Below are 17,067 nucleotides of genomic sequence, written 5' to 3'. Positions count from 1 at the left end.
GGAAGCGGGTCCTCTCATCGTGGGCCAGCCATGTCTGCGTGTAAATCACAGTTATACGCGGATATAGTTCGAATGAACCGAAGAATCCGAGGAGGAGGGCGACCGTGGTCGATGTGAGCCTGAGGCAGCTCCAGCTGTTCGCCGCCTTGCCGAACTTCACCACGCTCAGCGCTGCGGCAGCCCATCTGCATATCTCGGAGTCTGCGCTGTCGCAGGCCATCACGAGTCTTGAGAAGGCCGTCGGAGAACAGTTGTGCGTTCGTCGCAAGGCGCGCGGACTGACACTGACTCCGACAGGTCAGGAGTTCGCCGAGCACGCGCGCCGGATCATCGCCGATACTCAGGAGCTCGTCCTGCGCGCCGGCCGGGGCGAGGAGCTGCGGGGCCCGGTGAAGCTCGGCTGCTATGCGAGCTTCGCCACGAACGTGGTCCCCGAGCTTCTCGAGGGCTTCCCGAAGAGGCACCCCGGCGTGCGTCTCGAGATCATGGTGGGAACCAACGAAGAACTGCTCTCAGCGCTCGAGGCCGGGCGCCTCGACGTCGCCCTCGTCTTCGACGTGTCCCTGCCGGTCGGTTATCGCCGCCGCCGGATCTACGCGACCGAGCTCGAGGTCCATCTGCATCCCGACCACCCGCTGACGAAGGCCGACGCGGTGGACCTTGCGGATCTCGCCGACCAGCCCTGCATCCTCTATGACGCAGCCCCGAGCATCCGCAACGTGACGGATGCCTTCACGGCCCGCGGGCTCGAGCCCCGCATCGAGGCCCGGGTCACGCAGATCAGTCTCGTCGAGGCGCTCGTGGGCCGCGGACTGGGCTACGGACTGCTCATGTCCCGGCCGAACGTCATCCCGATGAGTGCCGAGGGCCGCCCTGTCGTCATCCGGCCCCTCGACCCGCCCGTGACGCGCTCCCACGTGGTGGGGATCTGGCCCGCTGACATGAATCTCACCCCGCGCGCCTCGGCCCTCCTCGACTTCGCCGTGGAGAAGTTCGGGGTCTAGGCGCGGAGCAGCGCGTCCTCCAGGGCCACCCAGCCGAGCATCGCGCACTTGACGCGGGCGACGTAGCGGGAGACGCCGGTCAAGGCGGCCGCGTCGCCGTACACGTCCTCGTCGAGCTCGATCGCGCCGCGGGAGCGCAGCGCCTCACGGAATCCGTCGATGAGCTCCGCCGCCTCGGCGCGCGAGTGGCCGACCACGAGCTCGGTGAGCATCGACGCGGACGCCTGCGAGATCGAGCAGCCGGATCCCTCCCAGCTCACCTCGGTGATGCGGTCGCCGTCGTCGGAGACGCGGGCGCGCAGGGTGATCTCGTCTCCGCAGATCGGGTTGCGCTGGTGCGACTCTGCCGTGTGCGGGTCGTCCCCGGCCCCGAGCAGCCCTTTGCCGTGCGGGCGCTTGGAGTGGTCCAGGATGAGCTCCTGGTACAGGTCCTCGAGGCCGCTCACGCAACCACCTCCTGCTCCTCGGCGGATCCGGAGACGCCGAAGAACGTGCGCACGCCGGAGACGGCGTCGAGCATCCGGTCCACCTCGTCCGCCGTGTTGTAGAGCGCGGCCGAGGCCCGCACCGACGCGGTCACGCCGAGGCGGGCGTGGACGGGCGCGGCGCAGTGGTGCCCGACGCGCGCGGCGATGCCGCGGGAATCGAGGAACTGGCCGACATCGTGCGCGTGCACCCCGTCGACCACGAAGGACTGCAGGGCCACCCGCTCCGCACCGTCCGCGGCGCCGAGCAGGCGAACGCCGTCGATCGCGGCGAGGCCGGTGCGCAGACGCTGCTCGAGCTCCTTCTCGTGCGCGTGCACCGCGTCCATGCCGAGGCCGTCGAGGTACCGCACGGCGGCGGCGAGCGCGATCGCCTGCGACACCGGCTGCGTGCCGGCCTCGAAGCGCTGCGGCGGCGGCAGGAACTCGGTGCGCTCGAACGTGACGCGGGTGATCATCGAGCCGCCCATGAGGAACGGGGGCAGTGCCTGCAGCACCTCGCGGCGTCCGTACAGGCCGCCGATCCCGTAGGGACCCTGCATCTTGTGGCCGGAGAACACCGCGAGATCGACGCCGAGGCCGGGCAGGTCGAGCGGAAGGTGCGGCGCGGACTGGCACGCGTCGAGCACCGTGAGCGCGCCGACGCTCTGGGCGAGGGCGACGATCTCCGCCACCGGGTTGACGATACCGAGCACATTGGAGACGTGTGTGAAGGCCACCACGCGCGTGCGGGATCCGATGACCTCGGCGGCGTGGTCGAGGTCGAGGGATCCGTCATCGCGGATCCGGATCACGCGCAGGACGGCGCCCGTGCGGGCCGCGAGCTCCTGCCAGGGGACGATGTTGGCGTGGTGCTCGGCCTCGGTGACGACGAGCTCGTCCCCCGGCCGCAAGGCGAAGCGGGCGCTCTCCGGCAAGCCGCGTCCGGCCGTGGCGTTTCCGATCGCGTAGGCGACGAGGTTCAGGCCCTCGGTGGCCCCGTGCGTCCAGACCAGGTCGTCGGCGGCGGCGCCCACGAACCCGGCGACGGCGGCCCTGGCATCCTCGTAGAGCTCGGTCGCCTCGGCCGCGAGCGTGTGCGCACCGCGGTGCACGGCGGCGTTCGAGCGCTCCAGGAAGTCGCGCTCGGCGTCCAGCACGACGCGAGGCTTCTGGCTCGTCGCGGCGGAGTCGAGGTACGCCAGCGGGGCCCCGTTCACGGATTCGGCGAGCAGGGGGAAGTCGGCGCGGACGGCGGCCACATCGAGGGCGGGAGAACTCACACCTCAACGCTACGTCAGTGCGGGGCGCCTGGGCCCCGTCCGAGCGAAGCGGGCCCGCCCGATGACGCGACGGGGAGGGTCGCTGAAACACAGGACGGAGGGCCGCCTTCCTCGGAGGGCGACCCTCCGCTCCGTGCTGTCCGGGGCGGGGCGCGAGCGCGGGATCCGGTTGCCCACACGCCCGGTTCGCACCTCCGTCACGCAACCGCCCGACCGCTAGGGTGAGCGCATGACCCCCACCGTGGAGACTCCGGCAGGCCTCGGCCCCGGTGCGGCGGGAGCCCCCGCCCGCGCGAAGACCGCCGGATCCGGCCAGCCCCTGCGCGACTACCGCGTGCATCGCTACGTCAACGCGTTCTGCCCGACGTGCCACGAAGAGGATCCGGATCTCCCGCTCTCCGACGTCCGTCGGCTGAGCGGCTGGCTGGCCGTGCGCGGCGAGCGGGTCTGGCTGGAGCGCGGGTGTCCCGAGCACGGGCTGCAGCGCACGATGTACGACGAGTCCGCCGAGATCCTCACCTACCTCGAGCAGTGGACCGCGCCGACGAAGGTGCACGAGCCCGACCTCGCCGGCAACTTCAAACCCGTTCCCTCGGCCTACGAAGACGGCCTGCCCGAGATGCAGACGCAGCACACCTGCATCCTGCTGGAGGACCTCACCGACCACTGCAACCTGCGCTGTCCCACGTGCTTCGCGGAGTCCAGCCCTGCGGCGAGCGCGATCGCCCCGCTCGCCGAGGTGCTCGCCTCGGTCGATGCGCGGCTGGCGCGGGAGAACAACCGCATCGACGTGCTCATGCTCTCAGGCGGCGAGCCCACGCTGTACCCGTGGCTCGAGCAGCTGCTGGAGCACCTCGTGGCGCGACCCGTGGTGCGCATCCTGCTGAACTCGAACGGTCTGCGCATCGCGCAGGACGACGCGCTCGTCGCGACGCTCAAGAAGCACCGCGAGCGGGTCGAGGTGTACCTGCAGTACGACGGCGAGAGCGCCGAGGCCTCCGCGTATCACCGCGGCGCGGACATCCGCCGGTTCAAGGAGCGCGCGCTCGCGCGGCTCAGCGAGGCGGGGGTGTTCACGACCCTCACGATGACCGCAGCCCTGGGCGTCAACGACGGTGAGATCGGCGCCGTGATCCGCCGCGCCATGGAGACGCCCTATGTGGGCGGCGTCACGATCCAGCCCGTGTTCGGATCCGGCCGGTCGGCGGGCATCGACCCGCACGATCGCCTCACGCACACCGGCGTGCTGGCACGGCTGGCGCCGCAGACCGACGGCGAGGTCACCTGGAAGGACCTCACCGCGCTGCCCTGCAGCCATCCGCACTGCTGCTCGGTCGGCTACCTGCTCAAGGACGACTCCGGATCCTGGAACTCGCTCACCAAGCTCGTCGGCCACGACAAGCTGAAGGATTTCCTCGACCTGAACCCCGATCTGATCGCGAACCGGATCGCCGACAGCGGCATCAATCAGAAGCTCAAGGACTCGGTCAAGCAGTCGCTGCTGGACCTGCTCAGCGAACAGTCGTCGCTGTCGCACCCGTCGATCGGATCCCTCTGGAAGGACATCTGCACGGGCTGCGACCTCGGCATCGGCACGCTCACGAAGCTCGCGACCGCGGCGCTGCCCGGTCAGCACAAGCGGCTGCGCCAGTTCCTCGGCCAGCGGGTCAAGCGCATCACGGTCAAGCCCTTCATGGACATCAACACGATGATCGAGGAGCGCCTCACGCAGTGCTGCGTGCACGTCGCGACCGTCAACGCCGAGACGTCGGCGCATCAGTGCGCACCGTTCTGCGCCGTGCAGGCGTGGGCGCCGCTCTCCCGTACGCGCATCTCGACGGCGACGGGATCCGCAGGCGCCCGCGCGGGCGGGGCAGCCGCCGGGGTCGCCTCCGAGACCGGTGTCGACGCCGGCGAACGCACTCGCCTGCCCCTGTCGGTGGGGCACTGAGCCATGTCGTCGGGGGGCGATGCACGGCGCGATGCGTTCCGAACTCAGTCGGAGTCGGCGATTCCGGCGCGTTCCGCCGCCGCAGCACCCGAATCGACTGAGTTCGGCACGGTCGACGCGGCTGACTCCCCCGCCAACCCCGCCAGCCCCGCGATCGACTCCGGCCCCGCCGGCCCCGCCGGCCCCGCCCCGCTCGACCTGTCCGGCCTGAACCGCTACGACGAGGCGGTCGGATCCCCCGCGCCGCCGTTCGATCCGCTGCGGCTGTGCGTGTTCACGACGGTCGCTCTCATCGCGTGCCTGCTCGGCCCGATCGCGGTGCTGGGCTTCGCACTCATCGCCATCGCCGGCTACTCCCGCGCGCGCCGCCAGGGGCTGCTGCGGTCGAAGTGCAAGCTCGGCGACACCCGTCTCGTGCTCGCATACCTCTCCGTGCTCGCGGTGCTCGCCGCCGTCGCGACCCCGTTCTGGGTGATGTTCTGGATCGGGCGGTTCTGATGTTCCCGACACTGCAGGATCTGCTCGGGCCGTGGGCCCCGCCGCTCGAGACGCACGGCTTCTTCGTCGCGCTGGGCCTGGGCGCGGCGGGGATCGTGTTCCTCATCGAACGCCGTCGGCGGGGCGTCACGGATCCGCGGGTCGCGTATCTTGTGCTCGGAGCCCTCCTCGGCGCGGCGATCCTCAGCCGCCTGGGCACCTGGGCGCAGCACATCGATCTCACGAAGAACCGCGACCTCGTCTCGCAGCTCACGCACGGCAACGCCTCGATCCTGAGCGCCCTGGTCGGCGCCTGGCTCGGCGTGCACGTCGCGAAGAAGATCGTCGGATACCGGGACCGCAGCGGCGACCTGTTCGCGCCCGCCGTGGCGATCGCGATGGCGATCGGCCGGTTCGGCTGCCTCTTCACGGAGCGTCCGGGAACCCCCACCGGCACGAACTGGGGCATCGTCCTGGATCCGGCCGCCGCCGCACGGGTCGGATCCGCGGCTGGCGTGCCTCTGCATCCGAGCTTCGTGTACGAGATCGCGTTCCACGCGGCCGCGTTCTGCCTGCTCTGGTTCTGGCTGAGACACCGCGACATCGCCGCCGGGGAGACCCTCACCCTGTACATCGCGGCCTACGGCATCTTCCGGTTCTTCGTCGAGTTCGTGCGCGGCAACGACGTCGCCTGGCTCGGTGTGACCCGACCGCAGCTCTTCCTGATCGTCACGATCCCACTCCTGCTCGCCCGCATCGTCTGGAAGGCGCGACGCGGCGCCTTCCCCCTCACCCCTGGAAGGACTCCGAGTGAACAGCACGCCTGACCTCCCGTCCGAACCGGATCCGAACCAGCCTCCGAGGCCGCCGGATCCTGCCGCGCCCGCCGATCCGCCGCCGCATCCGGGAACGCCGACTCCGCCCGAGCCGCCGCTCCCTCCGCTGCCGCCCCTGCCGCCGGTGCCTCTGGCGCCGCCGCTCACCCCGCCTCCGCCTCCTGCGCCGGTTCCGCCGCCGGGTCCGGTGGCGCCCGCCGGTCCTCCCCCGGGCGATCCGGCAGCCGGAACCTACCCGACACCCTCCGGGACCTACCCGGCACCCCCCGGGACACCGGGAGCACCGGGAGGCTACGCCGCGTACGTCGGGCCGACCGGTGCACCGACGCCCCGCTCCGGGCTGGGCTTCGGCGCCGGCATCGGCATCGGGACCGCGGTGGGCTGCGGATCCCTGCTCCTCGCGCTGATGCTGTTCTTCGGCCTGGCCAACCTCGGCACGGCGTTCTCGATCGGCGCGTTCGTGCTGCCGCTGATTCTCGGCGCAGTGCTGCTCTTCTGGCGCAAGACCAGGGGAATCGGCGTCGGCGTGCTCATCATCTCGGCCGCCGCATGGATCGTCGTGATCGGGCCGTGCCTGGGGATGTTGAACGGGCTCTGACGCACGACGCGGCAGGACACGACGCCGCAGGACGGCGCGGCCTCTTCGGGCAGAATGGATTACATAGGTTAGGCTTACCTACCTACCCTGCACCCTTCTCCGAGGAGACCCATGCCCTCCCTCCGCCTGCGCCGCGGCGCGGCCGTTCTCAGCCTCCTGACCGCCGGCGCTCTCGCGCTCTCCGCATGCTCGACCGGATCCGCGCCCAGCGCGACCGGAGCCGGATCCTCGTCCGGCGCGTTCCCCGCGACCATCGAGCACGTCTACGGCAAGACCGTGATCGATTCGGCACCCAAGAAGGTGGCGACGATCGGCTGGGGCAGCTTCGACGCGGCGATCGCCCTTGGATCCATCCCCGTCACGATTCCGACCTCGAGCTTCGGCGACGCGGACAGCGACGGCTACCTGGAGTGGACCAAGGACGCGATCGTCGCCGACAAGGCGAAGCTTCCGCCCCTGCACGACGAGACGGACGGCACCCCGTACGAGAAGATCGCCGACACCGCCCCGGATCTGATCCTGGGCGCGAACTCCGGCCTCACGAAGCAGGAGTACGACACGCTCACCAAGATCGCGCCCACCGTCGCCTACCCCGGCGCCCCGTGGAGCACCTCGTGGCGCGACTCGACCACGACGGTCGGCGCCGCCCTCGGCAGATCCACCGAGGCGAAGGCACTGATCGCCGACACCGAGAAGGCCATGGAGACCGAGATGGCCAAGTACCCGGCCGCCAAGGGCAAGACCGGCATGGTCATGTGGGTCGACGCGAAGGATCTCGGCAAGGTGCAGTACTACACGCCGGACGACACCCGCGTGCGGTACCTGAACGACCTGGGCTTCGCCACGCCCCCTTCCCTCACCGAGCTGGCCAAGAACGAGAAGGGCTTCGTCGCCACGATCTCGGCAGAGCAGGCCGACAAGCTCGACGCGGACGTCGCGGTCGTCTACGTGCAGGGCGGCGACCTGTCGACCCTGCAGAACGACCCGCTGCTCAGCCGGATCCCCGCCGTGAAGAAGGGATCCGCCATCCTCCTGAACGATGAGGAGCTGCTGATGGCCGTCTCCGCGCCCACCGTGCTGTCGATCCCGTGGGCGCTGCCGACCTACGCGAAGATGCTCGGCGAGGCCGCCGCCAAGGCCTGATGACCCTCGCCTCCACGCCGACGACGCCCGCGTCGGGCTCCGGTGCACGCCGTCGCGTGCGTCTGAGCCCGGGGTGGGCGATCGCCGTGTGCCTGGGTGCGATGCTCGTCGCGGCCTCGCTCTCCCTCGCCCTCGGCGCGCGGATCGTGCCTCTCGACGCGGTGTGGGACGCGTTCCTGCGCCCCGACGGATCCACGGATCAGGCGGCGGTGCTCTCGCGGGTGCCCACCACGATCACCGGGCTGCTCGTGGGCGCGGCGCTCGGCATGGGCGGTGCCGTCATGCAGGGCATGGCCCGCAACCCCCTCGCGGACCCCGGGCTCCTCGGCGTGAACGCCGGTGCCTCGCTGTTCGTGGTGCTGGGCATGACGCTGTTCGGGTGGCAGGCGCCCCTCGTGATCGTGTGGTGCGCCCTGGCCGGCGCCGCCGTGGCGGTCGTGGTCGGCTACGGCGCCGCCGCGGCCAGTCCCGGAGGCGCGACTCCGGTGACCCTCGCCCTCGCAGGTGCGGCTGTCGCGGCGATCGCGACGGCCGTCATCACGGGGATCCTCATCACCGACGAATCGACGCTGGAGAGCTTCCGCTTCTGGCAGGTCGGATCCCTGACCGCGGCATCGTTCTCCACGCTCGCTCAGCTGGGCGGGTTCCTCGCCCTCGGCGCCGTGCTCGCGGTCGCGTGCTCCGGCCGGCTCAATGCGCTCGCCCTCGGGGACGACGTCGCCCGCGGGCTGGGCGTGCGCGTCGGCGCCTCCCGTCTCACCGCGGTGCTCGCCGTCGTGCTGCTGTGCGGCACCGCCACGGCGCTCGCGGGACCGATCGGCTTCGTCGGGCTCGCGGTGCCGCACGCGGTGCGCTTCCTCGTCGGCGCGGACTACCGCTGGATCGTGGGGCTGTCCGCCGTGGCCGGAGCCACGTTCCTCCTCATCTGCGACGTGATCGGCCGGATCCTGGCGCGCCCCGGCGTGCTCGAGGTCGGGATCGTCACGGGCATCATCGGAGCCCCGGTCTTCATCGCGTTGCTGCGCCGTCGGAAGGCGATCGGGCTATGACCGCTCTCGACACCGCGCCCTCCGCCGCCGCGGCGGCGCCCGCAGATCAGCTCCGCGCCGCCCGCCGTCGACGTGCGGCGCGCGACACGATGCTCATCGCGGGCCTTGCCGTGGTCACCCTGGCGCTGTTCGGCGGCACTCTGGTGTTCGGCGCGAAGACCCTCGCCCTTCCCGACGTGCTGCGCGCGCTCGCCGGCCAGACCGTGCCGGGCGTGAGCTTCGCCGTGGTCGAGCTGCGTCTGCCCCGCGCCGTCGGCGCACTGTGGGCGGGCGCCGCATTCGGCCTCGGCGGCATGCTGTTCCAGACCCTGCTGCGCAACGTGCTCGCGAGCCCCGACGTGATCGGCATCAGCACGGGATCCAGCGCCGCGGCGATCACGGCCATCGCGTTCTTCGGCGCCTCCGGGCTCGTGGTCTCGGGGGCGGCCATCGCCGGGGGGCTCGTGACCGCTCTCCTGATCTGGGTGCTCGCCTACCGACGGGGGCTCTCCGGCCTGCGCTTCGTGCTGGTCGGGATCGGCGTCGCCGCGGCACTGCAGGCCGTGATCAGCTACGTCCTCACCCGCTCCGACGTCAAGGCTGCAGAGCAGGCGACCGTGTGGATGGCCGGATCCCTCAGCCGCAGCCTCTGGGACCAGCTCGCGCCGACCGCCCCCGTGCTCGTCGTGCTACTGGTGATAACGCTGCTGGCGGCGCGCACGTTGCCGGTGCTGCGTCTCGGCGACGACTCCGCGACGGCGCTCGGCGCACGTCCGCAGCGCTCCCGGATCCTGCTGATCGTGTGCGCGGTGCTGCTCATCGCGGTGGCGACCTCGCTGACCGGGCCGATCTCGTTCGTTGCGTTCCTGGCCGGCCCCATCGCTCTGCGGCTGGTCCGGCGCGACGGCGCTCTGCCCCTGGTCTCCGCACTCCTCGGGGCGATCATCGTGCTCGCCGGCGATGCGGTCGGGCAGCACCTTTTCCCGATCACGCTGCCGGTCGGCGTGATCACCGGCGCGATCGGCGCGCCGTTCCTGCTCTGGCTCCTGATGAGAGGACGCACGCGCGCATGAGCTCGCACACCCTCGAAGCGACCCACCTGACCGTCGGCTACGACGGCGATCCCGTGATCGAAGGGCTCGACCTGGCCCTGCCCGGATCCGGGATCACGATGATCGTCGGCGGCAACGGCTGCGGCAAGTCGACCCTGCTGCGCACGCTCGCGCGGCTGCTGAAGCCGCGCCGCGGATCCGTGCTGCTGGACGGATCCGCGATCGCGCACCTGCCGACGAAAGAGGTCGCGCGCATCGTCGGCCTCCTGCCGCAGGCTCCGGTCGCCCCCGACGGGATCAGCGTCGCCGACCTCGTCGACCGCGGCCGCACCCCGCACCGGGGATGGCTGGGCGGACGCGACCATCGCGACGACGAGGTGGTCGCCGACGCCCTGCAGCTGACCGGAATGGCGGAGTTCGCCGAGCGCTCGATCGACGAACTCTCGGGCGGACAGCGGCAGCGCGCGTGGGTCGCGATGGCTCTCGCGCAGGAGCCCGACATCCTGCTGCTCGACGAGCCGACCACCTATCTCGATCTCGCGCACCAGGTCGAGCTGCTGCAGCTGCTCGTACGGCTCTCACGCGAGCGGGGCACTCAGGTCGTCGTCGTGATGCACGAGCTCAATCTCGCGACGCGCTACGCCGATCATCTCGTCGCGATGCGCGACGGCCGCATCGTCGCCGAGGGCGCCCCCGGCGACGTCGTCACGGTCGAGCTGCTCCGCGAGGTGTTCGACCTCGAGGCCGTCGTGATCCCGGATCCGGTCGCCGGCACGCCGATGATCGTGCCCGTGGACGTGCACCGGGGCTGAGGGCACGCCCCACCTAGGATCGTGGCATGGGCACCGAGGACGTCGAGATCAAGGGGCGCCCGGTCGACGGGCAGACCCGCTGCGTGCACTATCGCACTGAGCTCGACGTCGTCGCCATCCGATTCGCGTGCTGCGGCGAGTACTACCCGTGCCACCTCTGCCATGAGGAGACCGCCGGGCATCCGTCCCGGCCATGGCCGTCCGCCGAGCACGACGCGAAGGCCGTGCTGTGCGGCGTCTGCGGTCACGAACTTGAGATCCGCGAGTACCTCGGAGCCGCCGCCTGCCCGCGGTGCGCCGCCGCGTTCAACCCGCGCTGCGCGCTGCACGCCGACCTGTACTTCGAGGTCGCACGCCACGGCGACTGACGCCGAGCGGCCGCGCGCACTCCCGGTGCCGCGCTTCCGCAGGACGGATCCGCTTCCGCAGGAGATTCCGGGCGGAATCATCCTGCAGAGTTGCAAACGTCCTTCGGAAGCGCGCGCCCAGGCCAGCCCGCGAGCGCGCTCAGCCCTTCAGCCCGGAGTGGGCCAGCCCCTCGACGAACTGCCGCTGAGCGATCAGGAAGACGACGAGCACCGGCACCACGGTCATGGTCGCCGCGGCCAGCTGGGTGTTCCACATCTCGCCGCCGTACGCATCGGTGTAGCGCGTGAGGGCCTGGGGCAGCGTGAACAGATCCGGTGAGGTCAGGTAGACCGTCGGTTCCAGATAGAGGTTCCAGGACGCGAGGAACGTGAGGATCGCGACGGCCGAGAGCGCCGGCTTCGCGAGCGGCAGGCAGATCCGCCACCAGATCGCCAGCCGGCCGAGTCCGTCGAGCCGCGCAGCCTCCTCCAGCTCCACCGGCAGGGCGATGAAGAACTGCCGCATGATGAACGTCGCGAGTACGCACGGGGCGGCCAGCGCCGTCACGAGGATCAGCGGCCAATGGGTGTTGATCAGTCCCACGCTCTTGAACATCTGGAAGAGCGGGACGATCGTCACCTCGCCTGGCACCAGCAGCCCGATCAGCACGATCAGGAAGAGCACGTTCTGCCCGGGGAAGCGCAGGCGCGCGAAGGCGTAGCCGGCGAGGCTCGACACCAGCAGCGCGATGAGAGTCACCACCACGGCGATGTACACGCTGTTGGCGTACTGGCGCGCGAAGGGCTGGAAGCCGAACGCCTGCACGTACGCGTCCCAGGTCGGCGATGCGGTGAAGATCGACGGCGGAGAGGCGAAGATCTGGTTGAGCGGCTTGAAGGAGGAGGCGACCATCCAGATCGTCGGCACGATGAACGGCAGCGCCATCAGTGCGAGGGCGACGTAGAGGACGATCCGGCGGAGGATCCGGCCCCTGGAGGGCCGGGATCTCGCGCTCGGCGAGGTCGGTATCCGGATCCCCGGCTCCACGTCGATGAGCGTCTCAGTGCTCATAGAAGACCCACTTCCTTCGGAGCTGCCACTGCAGCACCGTGAGCAGCATCACGAACGTGAGCAGCATGAGTGCGAGGGTCGAGCCGTAGCCGATGTTGTTGAACGTGAACGCCTGCTGGAAGACGTAGTAGACGAGCACCGTCGTCGAGAGCCCGGGACCGCCCTCGGTGAGCACGGCGATCTGCGCGAACGCCTGCAGCGCGCCGACGATCGTGATGATGCTCGTGAGCATCAGCGTCGGGGAGATCAGGGGCAGCGTGATGCGGGTGAAGATCGTGCGGCTGCCCGCGCCGTCGATGCGCGCGGCCTCGTAGAGCTCGCCCGGCACGCCCTGCAGCGCGGACAGGAACAGGACCATGTTCACGCCGACGCTGCGGATGACCTGCGTCACGATGACGGCGGCCATCGCCGTGGGCCCTTCCTGCAGCCAGTTCGGTCCGTGGATCCCGATCTGCGCGAGCAGTGCGTTGATCCCGCCGTTGTCCTGGAGCAGGAAGCCCCAGACCAGGGTCCACGCCACGACCGAGATCACGACCGGGGAGAAGAACAGGGTGCGGAAGAACGTGACCCCGCGGAACCGGCGGTTGAGCATCACGGCCAGGCCCAGTCCCAGGGCGATGTTGAGCACGACAACGCCGAGGGAGAACACCGCTGTGGCGCCCAGCACGCTCGGCAGCTGCGGATCCGCGGCGAGCGCGGCGTAGTTCGCCCCGCCGACGAAGCTCAGCTGGCCGGTGAAGATGTTCCACTTGTTCAGGCTGTAGACGATCGCGAGGCCCACGGGGATGAGCACGAACAGCACGACGCCGATCAGCTGCGGCGCGATGAAGAGGTAACCGGCAGCCGCGTCCCGGCGTCTCATCGTCCAGAACGTCCTCCGGCGCGCGGCGGCAGGACGCGGTCCGGACGGGTCCAGGGAGGCGCCGGGGCGCGCCTCCCTGGCCGCGGTGCCCATGGCGGTCATCGTCCCCCCGCGAGGAGCGGGTCGATCGCGGTGCAGACCGACGTCAGCACCTTCTTCACATTCGCGTCGGGCGTCCACATCGCGTCAAGGGCGGTCTTGCCCTTCTGCGCGATCTCGGCGGGGCTCGTGTGGTTGGGCAGGGTGACGGCCCCGGCCAGCTGATCGACGACCACGGTCTGCAGCTGATCCGCGGACAGCTTCTTGTTGTTCGCCGCGAGCTTCTCGCCGGTCAGCAGCGACTGCCGCGCGGAGGGGAAGAACTGCGAGAGTTTGGCGCTGTTCTCCGGCCCGGTGAGGTAGGCGAGGAACGAGCTCGCCTCCTGGGGATGCGTGCTCGTGCGCAGGACGCCCACACCCGCCTGCCCGATCACCGAATAGGATCCGGCGGGGCCGGCGGGCAGCGGAAGGACGTCGTACCCGAAGTCGCCGGTGAGCAGCGATGCCCGGGAGACCTGCGCGACCGTGAAGGCGGAGTCACCGGCGAAGAAGTCGGCCTTGGTTCCGGGGCCGGGCATGGCGGAGTCCTTGTAGACGGCGTCGTGCAGGAAGGTGAAGGCGTCGACCATTTTGCTGTCGTCGAAGGTGCACTTCGTGCCGTCGGCGTTCCACGCGCTCGCCCCCCATCCGGTCCAGACCGTGGCCAGGGTGTTCCAGGCGGAGAAGTCGAAGTCGCGGATGACGAACCCCGCCTTCCCCGTCGCGGCGTTCACGGCCGCTCCCGCCTTGGACACCTCGTCCCAGGTCAGGCCCGTAGCAGGCAGGGACTGACCGGCGGCGGCGAGGAGATCCTTGTTGACATAGAGCGCGTACGGCGAGTTCGAGAACGGGTAGGCGTAGAGCTGCCCGTCCTTCGTGAACTCCGAGGTCGCGCTGGGGAGAAGGTCGTCGTACCCCCACCCCTTCGTGTCCTTCAGCACCGGAGTGAGCGGAAGGAGCGCGTCCGAGGCGATCAGATCCTTGGAGAGGTCGCCCATCCAGGCGAGATCTGGCGCGTTGCCGCCCGCGATCTGCGTCGTGAGCGTCGTGTTGTAGTCCGCGAAGGGAAGGCTGTCGAAGGTGATGGATTTGATCTCGGGATGCGTCGCCTTGTAGGAGTCGGCGATCGAGGCGAACAGCGCGAGCTGCGCCTCGTTCGAGGTCCATACGGTCATCCGCAGCGCCACGCTCTTCGGGGCGGCAGTGGTGGGAGCCGCGGGGCCGGGAGTGGCGCTGCATCCGCTGATCGCGATGACCGCGGCCGTCGCCAGGGCAGCAGCACCGGCCAGCTTCTTTGCTGTGTTCATGGGGGGCTTTCTTGATAGGAGGGGGGCTTCTCAGTAGCCGAGGATCTCCGGCCAATGGAGTTCGATACCCGACTCGACGAGCCGGTTCTGGAACCGCTGTCGCAGTCCCTGGTCCGAGAGCACGTGTCTCGGAAGCGTGGATTCGTCGATGCAGAAGCTCGCGAGCTCGCCCGCGGACTCCCCGATGTTCCATTCGACGGGATGGAGCCGGTACGCCCCGTTGGTGATGTGGGTCGTGCCGATGTTCTTCGCCGCGGGGATCAGGTTGCGTGTGGCGACCGGCACGAGCGCTCCGAGCGGGATCTCGAACGGTGCGCACTCGACGTCGATGTAGTTGTCGCCACCGGTCGAGGGGTGCAGGTCGATCCGGTACATGCCGACCCCGACGGAATCGGGGAACGTCGCCGGCCCGGCATGCCCGCGGTGGGCGACCGAGATGTCCTGCTCGACCACGGTGGTGACGGCCCTGATCCGCCGAGATTCACGGATGTACGGCGCCTGTGCGAAGCCGTCGGCCGTGCCGGTCTGATCGCCGCGGGGACGGAGCCCCGGCCAGCCCGTGCCCCCGTCAGGGCGGGGAGCCTCGGTCTGCAGCCAGTACAGGTAGGAGCGGGACAGCTCCTTCGCCGCCGCGAGATGGGCGTCGCTGTCCGGATCGTCGATGATCGACCCGTCCAGGTAGTCCAGCATCGGCCAGTTCGCCACCACGATGTCGCTCTCGTAGGCACCGGGCTCGAAGTTCTGACGGGCGATGATCCGGCGGAACTCCCAGAGGTCGAGGTCACCCGGATCATGCCGAGGGTCCTCCGCCGCCCCCGCGCCGTACGGCGGGTTCACGTGGAACGTGCGGGATTCGGGCTCGAGCGTGCGCGGTTGCGGTGCGGTGAACGAGAGCAGGCGGTCGCCCCAGAACGTCGGGGCGTACTCGCGCCAGTAGTCGTAGGTCGCGGGCCGCTGGATCGTGAAGTCGGCGCCCTCGACGTGGTCGAAGACGAAGCACCAGGAGATCGACTGCACGTTCCCCGGATCCGCCCGTTCCGGGGCACTCGGCTCACCCGTCTCGACGCGGGACTCCGTGCCCACGACGAAGTCGGTGCCGGTGAGCGGGAGGAGCTCTCCCGTCTCGGTTGCATCGAGGATGAACGGCGCCGTGACCCGCACCTCCGCGCCGTCCTCGGCATGGCGCAGCACCACCGACGACACGACGTGCTCGGCCACCGCGGCCGACGTCGGCGTGTAGGGCTGCAGGACGGTGAGCCGGCCGCTGGACAGGTAGGGAGCCAGTTGCTGCGCGATCACCGCGACGGCGACCCGGGGCTCATGGCAGAGCCTGCTCACGCGCCCGAGCCCCGGATTGAGCCGGAGGTCGCGCCGGGCGGCGTCGGTGAGCGGATAGAAGGAGCGGTAGTGCGCGCGGATCCCGTCGCGCAGTGCGCGATATCGCGCCGTGACGCCGAACTGCTCGACCCAGATGTGCTCATCGGGCGGAACCGCCTGCGAGGTGAGCTGGCCGCCCAGCCAGGCATGCTCCTCGGACAGGACCACGCGCTTTCCGCGACCGAGTGCGGCCAGGGCGGCGGCGACTCCTCCGAGTCCGCCTCCGATGACGGCGACGTCCGCGTGAAGGGTCCTCATGCGTCCACCCGCCGCGCGACCAGCGTCTCGCCGAGCTCGAGGGAGCCGTTCAGGAGGCGCTGCCGGTCGATGGCCCCGGCCTCCTCTGGCGCGGCGGTGATCAGCTCTCGGAGCAGGCTCAACGCCTCGAAGGCGATCCGCTGGCGCGGAGTGTGGAATCCCGAGAGGCGCAGCCCCTTGACCGTGTGGCTCTGCACCTCGCCGAGCGCGGCGAGGGAGATGCGACCGGGCAGCGGGACGCCGATGCGGTCCAGGGCGAGCGCGAGGTCTTCCGCGGCGAACGCGTCCTCGGCGACGACGAACGTGGCCCCGCTCTCGACGATCGCGCGCGCGGTCGCGGCGAGGTCGCCGCCGACGTCCGGCAGCGAGCGGAAGGACAGGGATCCGCTCGCGCCCGCCGCCTCGATCTCGGCGAGCCGGTCGCGGGATGAGGGGGTGTCGCGGTTGCCGTGCACGTAGACCGCATCCGTGTGTCCCAGCTCGGCAGCCCTCGCGATCAGCTCGCGGGTGAGGGAGCGGTAGTCGATCCCGACGTAGGGCACGCCCTCGGCCTCGTCACGTCGGCCGACGGCGACGAAGGGGAAGCCTTCGCTGACCAGCCGGGCCAGCTCCTCGCCGTCCATGTGCTGGCCGAGCAGGATGCAGCCGTCGGCGAGACGCAGCCGGGTGTTGCGGTGGAAGAGTCGGCGTGAGCCGTTCTCGACGGGGGAACTCGTGAAGAACAGGAGATCGCAGTCGTGCTGCTCGGCCGCCCGTTCGATGCCGTTGAGCAGCGGTCCGTAGAAGTCCATGCTCTCCGCGGTCAGCGCGGACTCGTAGGTGAAGACGCCGAGGATCTTGTTGTCCAGGCCGGCCAGCCTCCGCGCAGCGGGATCCGCCACATACGTCGTCTGCTCGATCGCGCGCCGCACCCGCTCTCTGGTCGCCTCCGGGATCCGGACGTTCGTGCCGTCCCTATCGTTGAGCACGAGTGACACCGTCGTCTGGCTGACGCCGGCGATCCTTGCGATCTCCTTCTGCGTCGTCTTGCCCGTCTTCCCCGACATGTCGGTCCCTCCGCGTCTGATAATGCCTATCACCAAGGCGTGAGCATGACGCTAATACGTATCTTCAGGAAG

Annotated in this window: 17 protein-coding genes; 10 read left to right on the top strand and 7 right to left on the bottom strand. The window is 70.2% G+C overall.

All coding sequences use genetic code 11. The features are described from left to right. The first annotated feature begins 104 nt into the window (after nt 1-104). On the top strand, nt 105-1,004 hold the full coding sequence (locus AC1DG4_RS01375; protein WP_477377611.1) for a LysR family transcriptional regulator: 900 nt from the start codon (nt 105-107) through the stop codon (nt 1,002-1,004). On the opposite strand, the gene sufU is transcribed toward AC1DG4_RS01375, so the two are convergent. Next, nucleotides 1,001-1,450 carry a Fe-S cluster assembly sulfur transfer protein SufU gene (sufU, locus tag AC1DG4_RS01370; protein ID WP_477377612.1) on the bottom strand — a complete coding sequence of 150 codons (450 nt, stop codon included), beginning with the start codon at nt 1,448-1,450 and terminating at the stop codon, nt 1,001-1,003. The genes AC1DG4_RS01375 and sufU overlap by 4 nt on opposite strands. Then, a complete protein-coding gene (locus AC1DG4_RS01365) occupies nt 1,447-2,751 on the bottom strand; it encodes a SufS family cysteine desulfurase (protein ID WP_477377614.1) in 1,305 nt (434 codons plus the stop codon). Before AC1DG4_RS01365 ends, sufU begins: the two co-directional genes overlap by 4 nt. Before the next feature lie 229 nt (nt 2,752-2,980). Here AC1DG4_RS01365 and AC1DG4_RS01360 point away from each other — a divergent pair, with 229 nt between their 5' ends. The 9 genes from AC1DG4_RS01360 (at nt 2,981) to AC1DG4_RS01320 (ending at nt 11,016) form a co-directional block, all read left to right on the top strand. Further along, nucleotides 2,981-4,702 carry a radical SAM protein gene (locus tag AC1DG4_RS01360; RefSeq protein ID WP_477377616.1) on the top strand — a complete coding sequence of 574 codons (1,722 nt, stop codon included), beginning with the start codon at nt 2,981-2,983 and terminating at the stop codon, nt 4,700-4,702. 3 nt (nt 4,703-4,705) lie between these two features. Then, nucleotides 4,706-5,200 (top strand): hypothetical protein, encoded by a 495-nt coding sequence (locus AC1DG4_RS01355; protein WP_477377618.1) that lies wholly within the window; start codon nt 4,706-4,708, stop codon nt 5,198-5,200. Then, the gene (locus AC1DG4_RS01350; protein WP_477377620.1) at nt 5,200-6,006 is read left to right on the top strand and encodes a prolipoprotein diacylglyceryl transferase; all 807 of its coding nucleotides are present in this window, start codon (nt 5,200-5,202) and stop codon (nt 6,004-6,006) included. Before AC1DG4_RS01355 ends, AC1DG4_RS01350 begins: the two co-directional genes overlap by 1 nt. Continuing rightward, on the top strand, nt 5,990-6,613 hold the full coding sequence (locus AC1DG4_RS01345; protein ID WP_477377621.1) for a hypothetical protein: 624 nt from the start codon (nt 5,990-5,992) through the stop codon (nt 6,611-6,613). The genes AC1DG4_RS01350 and AC1DG4_RS01345 overlap by 17 nt, the downstream gene beginning before the upstream one ends. A 111-nt stretch (nt 6,614-6,724) precedes the next feature. Next, nucleotides 6,725-7,756, top strand: coding sequence for an iron-siderophore ABC transporter substrate-binding protein (locus AC1DG4_RS01340; protein ID WP_477377623.1), 1,032 nt, complete (start codon nt 6,725-6,727; stop codon nt 7,754-7,756). After that, a complete protein-coding gene (locus tag AC1DG4_RS01335) occupies nt 7,756-8,805 on the top strand; it encodes a FecCD family ABC transporter permease (RefSeq protein ID WP_477377625.1) in 1,050 nt (349 codons plus the stop codon). Before AC1DG4_RS01340 ends, AC1DG4_RS01335 begins: the two co-directional genes overlap by 1 nt. Further along, a complete protein-coding gene (locus tag AC1DG4_RS01330; RefSeq protein ID WP_477377627.1) occupies nt 8,802-9,857 on the top strand; it encodes a FecCD family ABC transporter permease in 1,056 nt (351 codons plus the stop codon). The genes AC1DG4_RS01335 and AC1DG4_RS01330 overlap by 4 nt, the downstream gene beginning before the upstream one ends. Beyond that, nucleotides 9,854-10,648: an ABC transporter ATP-binding protein gene (locus AC1DG4_RS01325; RefSeq protein ID WP_477377629.1), complete on the top strand. Its 795-nt coding sequence runs from the start codon at nt 9,854-9,856 to the stop codon at nt 10,646-10,648. Before AC1DG4_RS01330 ends, AC1DG4_RS01325 begins: the two co-directional genes overlap by 4 nt. A 26-nt stretch (nt 10,649-10,674) precedes the next feature. Then, the gene (locus AC1DG4_RS01320; protein ID WP_477377631.1) at nt 10,675-11,016 is read left to right on the top strand and encodes a CHY zinc finger protein; all 342 of its coding nucleotides are present in this window, start codon (nt 10,675-10,677) and stop codon (nt 11,014-11,016) included. 139 nt (nt 11,017-11,155) lie between these two features. Here AC1DG4_RS01320 and AC1DG4_RS01315 read toward each other — a convergent pair whose 3' ends face one another. Genes AC1DG4_RS01315 through AC1DG4_RS01295 form a run of 5 tightly spaced genes read right to left on the bottom strand, consistent with a single transcriptional unit; the run spans nt 11,156 to nt 16,995 of the window. Then, entirely contained in the window at nt 11,156-12,067 is a 912-nt protein-coding gene (locus AC1DG4_RS01315; RefSeq protein ID WP_477377633.1) for a carbohydrate ABC transporter permease, read from the bottom strand. Continuing rightward, nucleotides 12,057-13,031, bottom strand: coding sequence for a carbohydrate ABC transporter permease (locus AC1DG4_RS01310; RefSeq protein ID WP_477377635.1), 975 nt, complete (start codon nt 13,029-13,031; stop codon nt 12,057-12,059). The genes AC1DG4_RS01315 and AC1DG4_RS01310 overlap by 11 nt, the downstream gene beginning before the upstream one ends. Continuing rightward, on the bottom strand, nt 13,028-14,314 hold the full coding sequence (locus tag AC1DG4_RS01305) for an ABC transporter substrate-binding protein (protein WP_477377636.1): 1,287 nt from the start codon (nt 14,312-14,314) through the stop codon (nt 13,028-13,030). Before AC1DG4_RS01305 ends, AC1DG4_RS01310 begins: the two co-directional genes overlap by 4 nt. A gap of 30 nt (nt 14,315-14,344) precedes the next feature. Next, on the bottom strand, nt 14,345-15,949 hold the full coding sequence (locus AC1DG4_RS01300) for an FAD-dependent oxidoreductase (RefSeq protein WP_477377638.1): 1,605 nt from the start codon (nt 15,947-15,949) through the stop codon (nt 14,345-14,347). Beyond that, nucleotides 15,946-16,995 (bottom strand): LacI family DNA-binding transcriptional regulator, encoded by a 1,050-nt coding sequence (locus tag AC1DG4_RS01295; protein WP_477377640.1) that lies wholly within the window; start codon nt 16,993-16,995, stop codon nt 15,946-15,948. The genes AC1DG4_RS01300 and AC1DG4_RS01295 overlap by 4 nt, the downstream gene beginning before the upstream one ends. Between the last annotated feature and the right edge of the window lie 72 nt (nt 16,996-17,067).

Source organism: Microbacterium sp. 05N427 (assembly GCF_056397105.1).
Note: the sequence above shows the minus strand (reverse complement) of the source record. Positions and strands in the feature narration are given on the sequence as shown.

What these genes read in the sequence shown, in the direction of transcription:
- AC1DG4_RS01360 (WP_477377616.1), top strand. Translation starts at nt 2,981, where the DNA reads ATGACCCCCACCGTGGAGACTCCGGCAGGCCTCGGCCCCGGTGCGGCG.
- AC1DG4_RS01355 (WP_477377618.1), top strand. Translation starts at nt 4,706, where the DNA reads ATGTCGTCGGGGGGCGATGCACGGCGCGATGCGTTCCGAACTCAGTCG.
- AC1DG4_RS01350 (WP_477377620.1), top strand. Translation starts at nt 5,200, where the DNA reads ATGTTCCCGACACTGCAGGATCTGCTCGGGCCGTGGGCCCCGCCGCTC.
- AC1DG4_RS01340 (WP_477377623.1), top strand. Translation starts at nt 6,725, where the DNA reads ATGCCCTCCCTCCGCCTGCGCCGCGGCGCGGCCGTTCTCAGCCTCCTG.
- AC1DG4_RS01335 (WP_477377625.1), top strand. Translation starts at nt 7,756, where the DNA reads ATGACCCTCGCCTCCACGCCGACGACGCCCGCGTCGGGCTCCGGTGCA.
- AC1DG4_RS01330 (WP_477377627.1), top strand. Translation starts at nt 8,802, where the DNA reads ATGACCGCTCTCGACACCGCGCCCTCCGCCGCCGCGGCGGCGCCCGCA.
- AC1DG4_RS01325 (WP_477377629.1), top strand. Translation starts at nt 9,854, where the DNA reads ATGAGCTCGCACACCCTCGAAGCGACCCACCTGACCGTCGGCTACGAC.
- AC1DG4_RS01320 (WP_477377631.1), top strand. Translation starts at nt 10,675, where the DNA reads ATGGGCACCGAGGACGTCGAGATCAAGGGGCGCCCGGTCGACGGGCAG.
- AC1DG4_RS01315 (WP_477377633.1), bottom strand. Translation starts at nt 12,067, where the DNA reads ATGAGCACTGAGACGCTCATCGACGTGGAGCCGGGGATCCGGATACCG.
- AC1DG4_RS01310 (WP_477377635.1), bottom strand. Translation starts at nt 13,031, where the DNA reads ATGACCGCCATGGGCACCGCGGCCAGGGAGGCGCGCCCCGGCGCCTCC.
- AC1DG4_RS01305 (WP_477377636.1), bottom strand. Translation starts at nt 14,314, where the DNA reads ATGAACACAGCAAAGAAGCTGGCCGGTGCTGCTGCCCTGGCGACGGCC.
- AC1DG4_RS01300 (WP_477377638.1), bottom strand. Translation starts at nt 15,949, where the DNA reads ATGAGGACCCTTCACGCGGACGTCGCCGTCATCGGAGGCGGACTCGGA.
- AC1DG4_RS01295 (WP_477377640.1), bottom strand. Translation starts at nt 16,995, where the DNA reads ATGTCGGGGAAGACGGGCAAGACGACGCAGAAGGAGATCGCAAGGATC.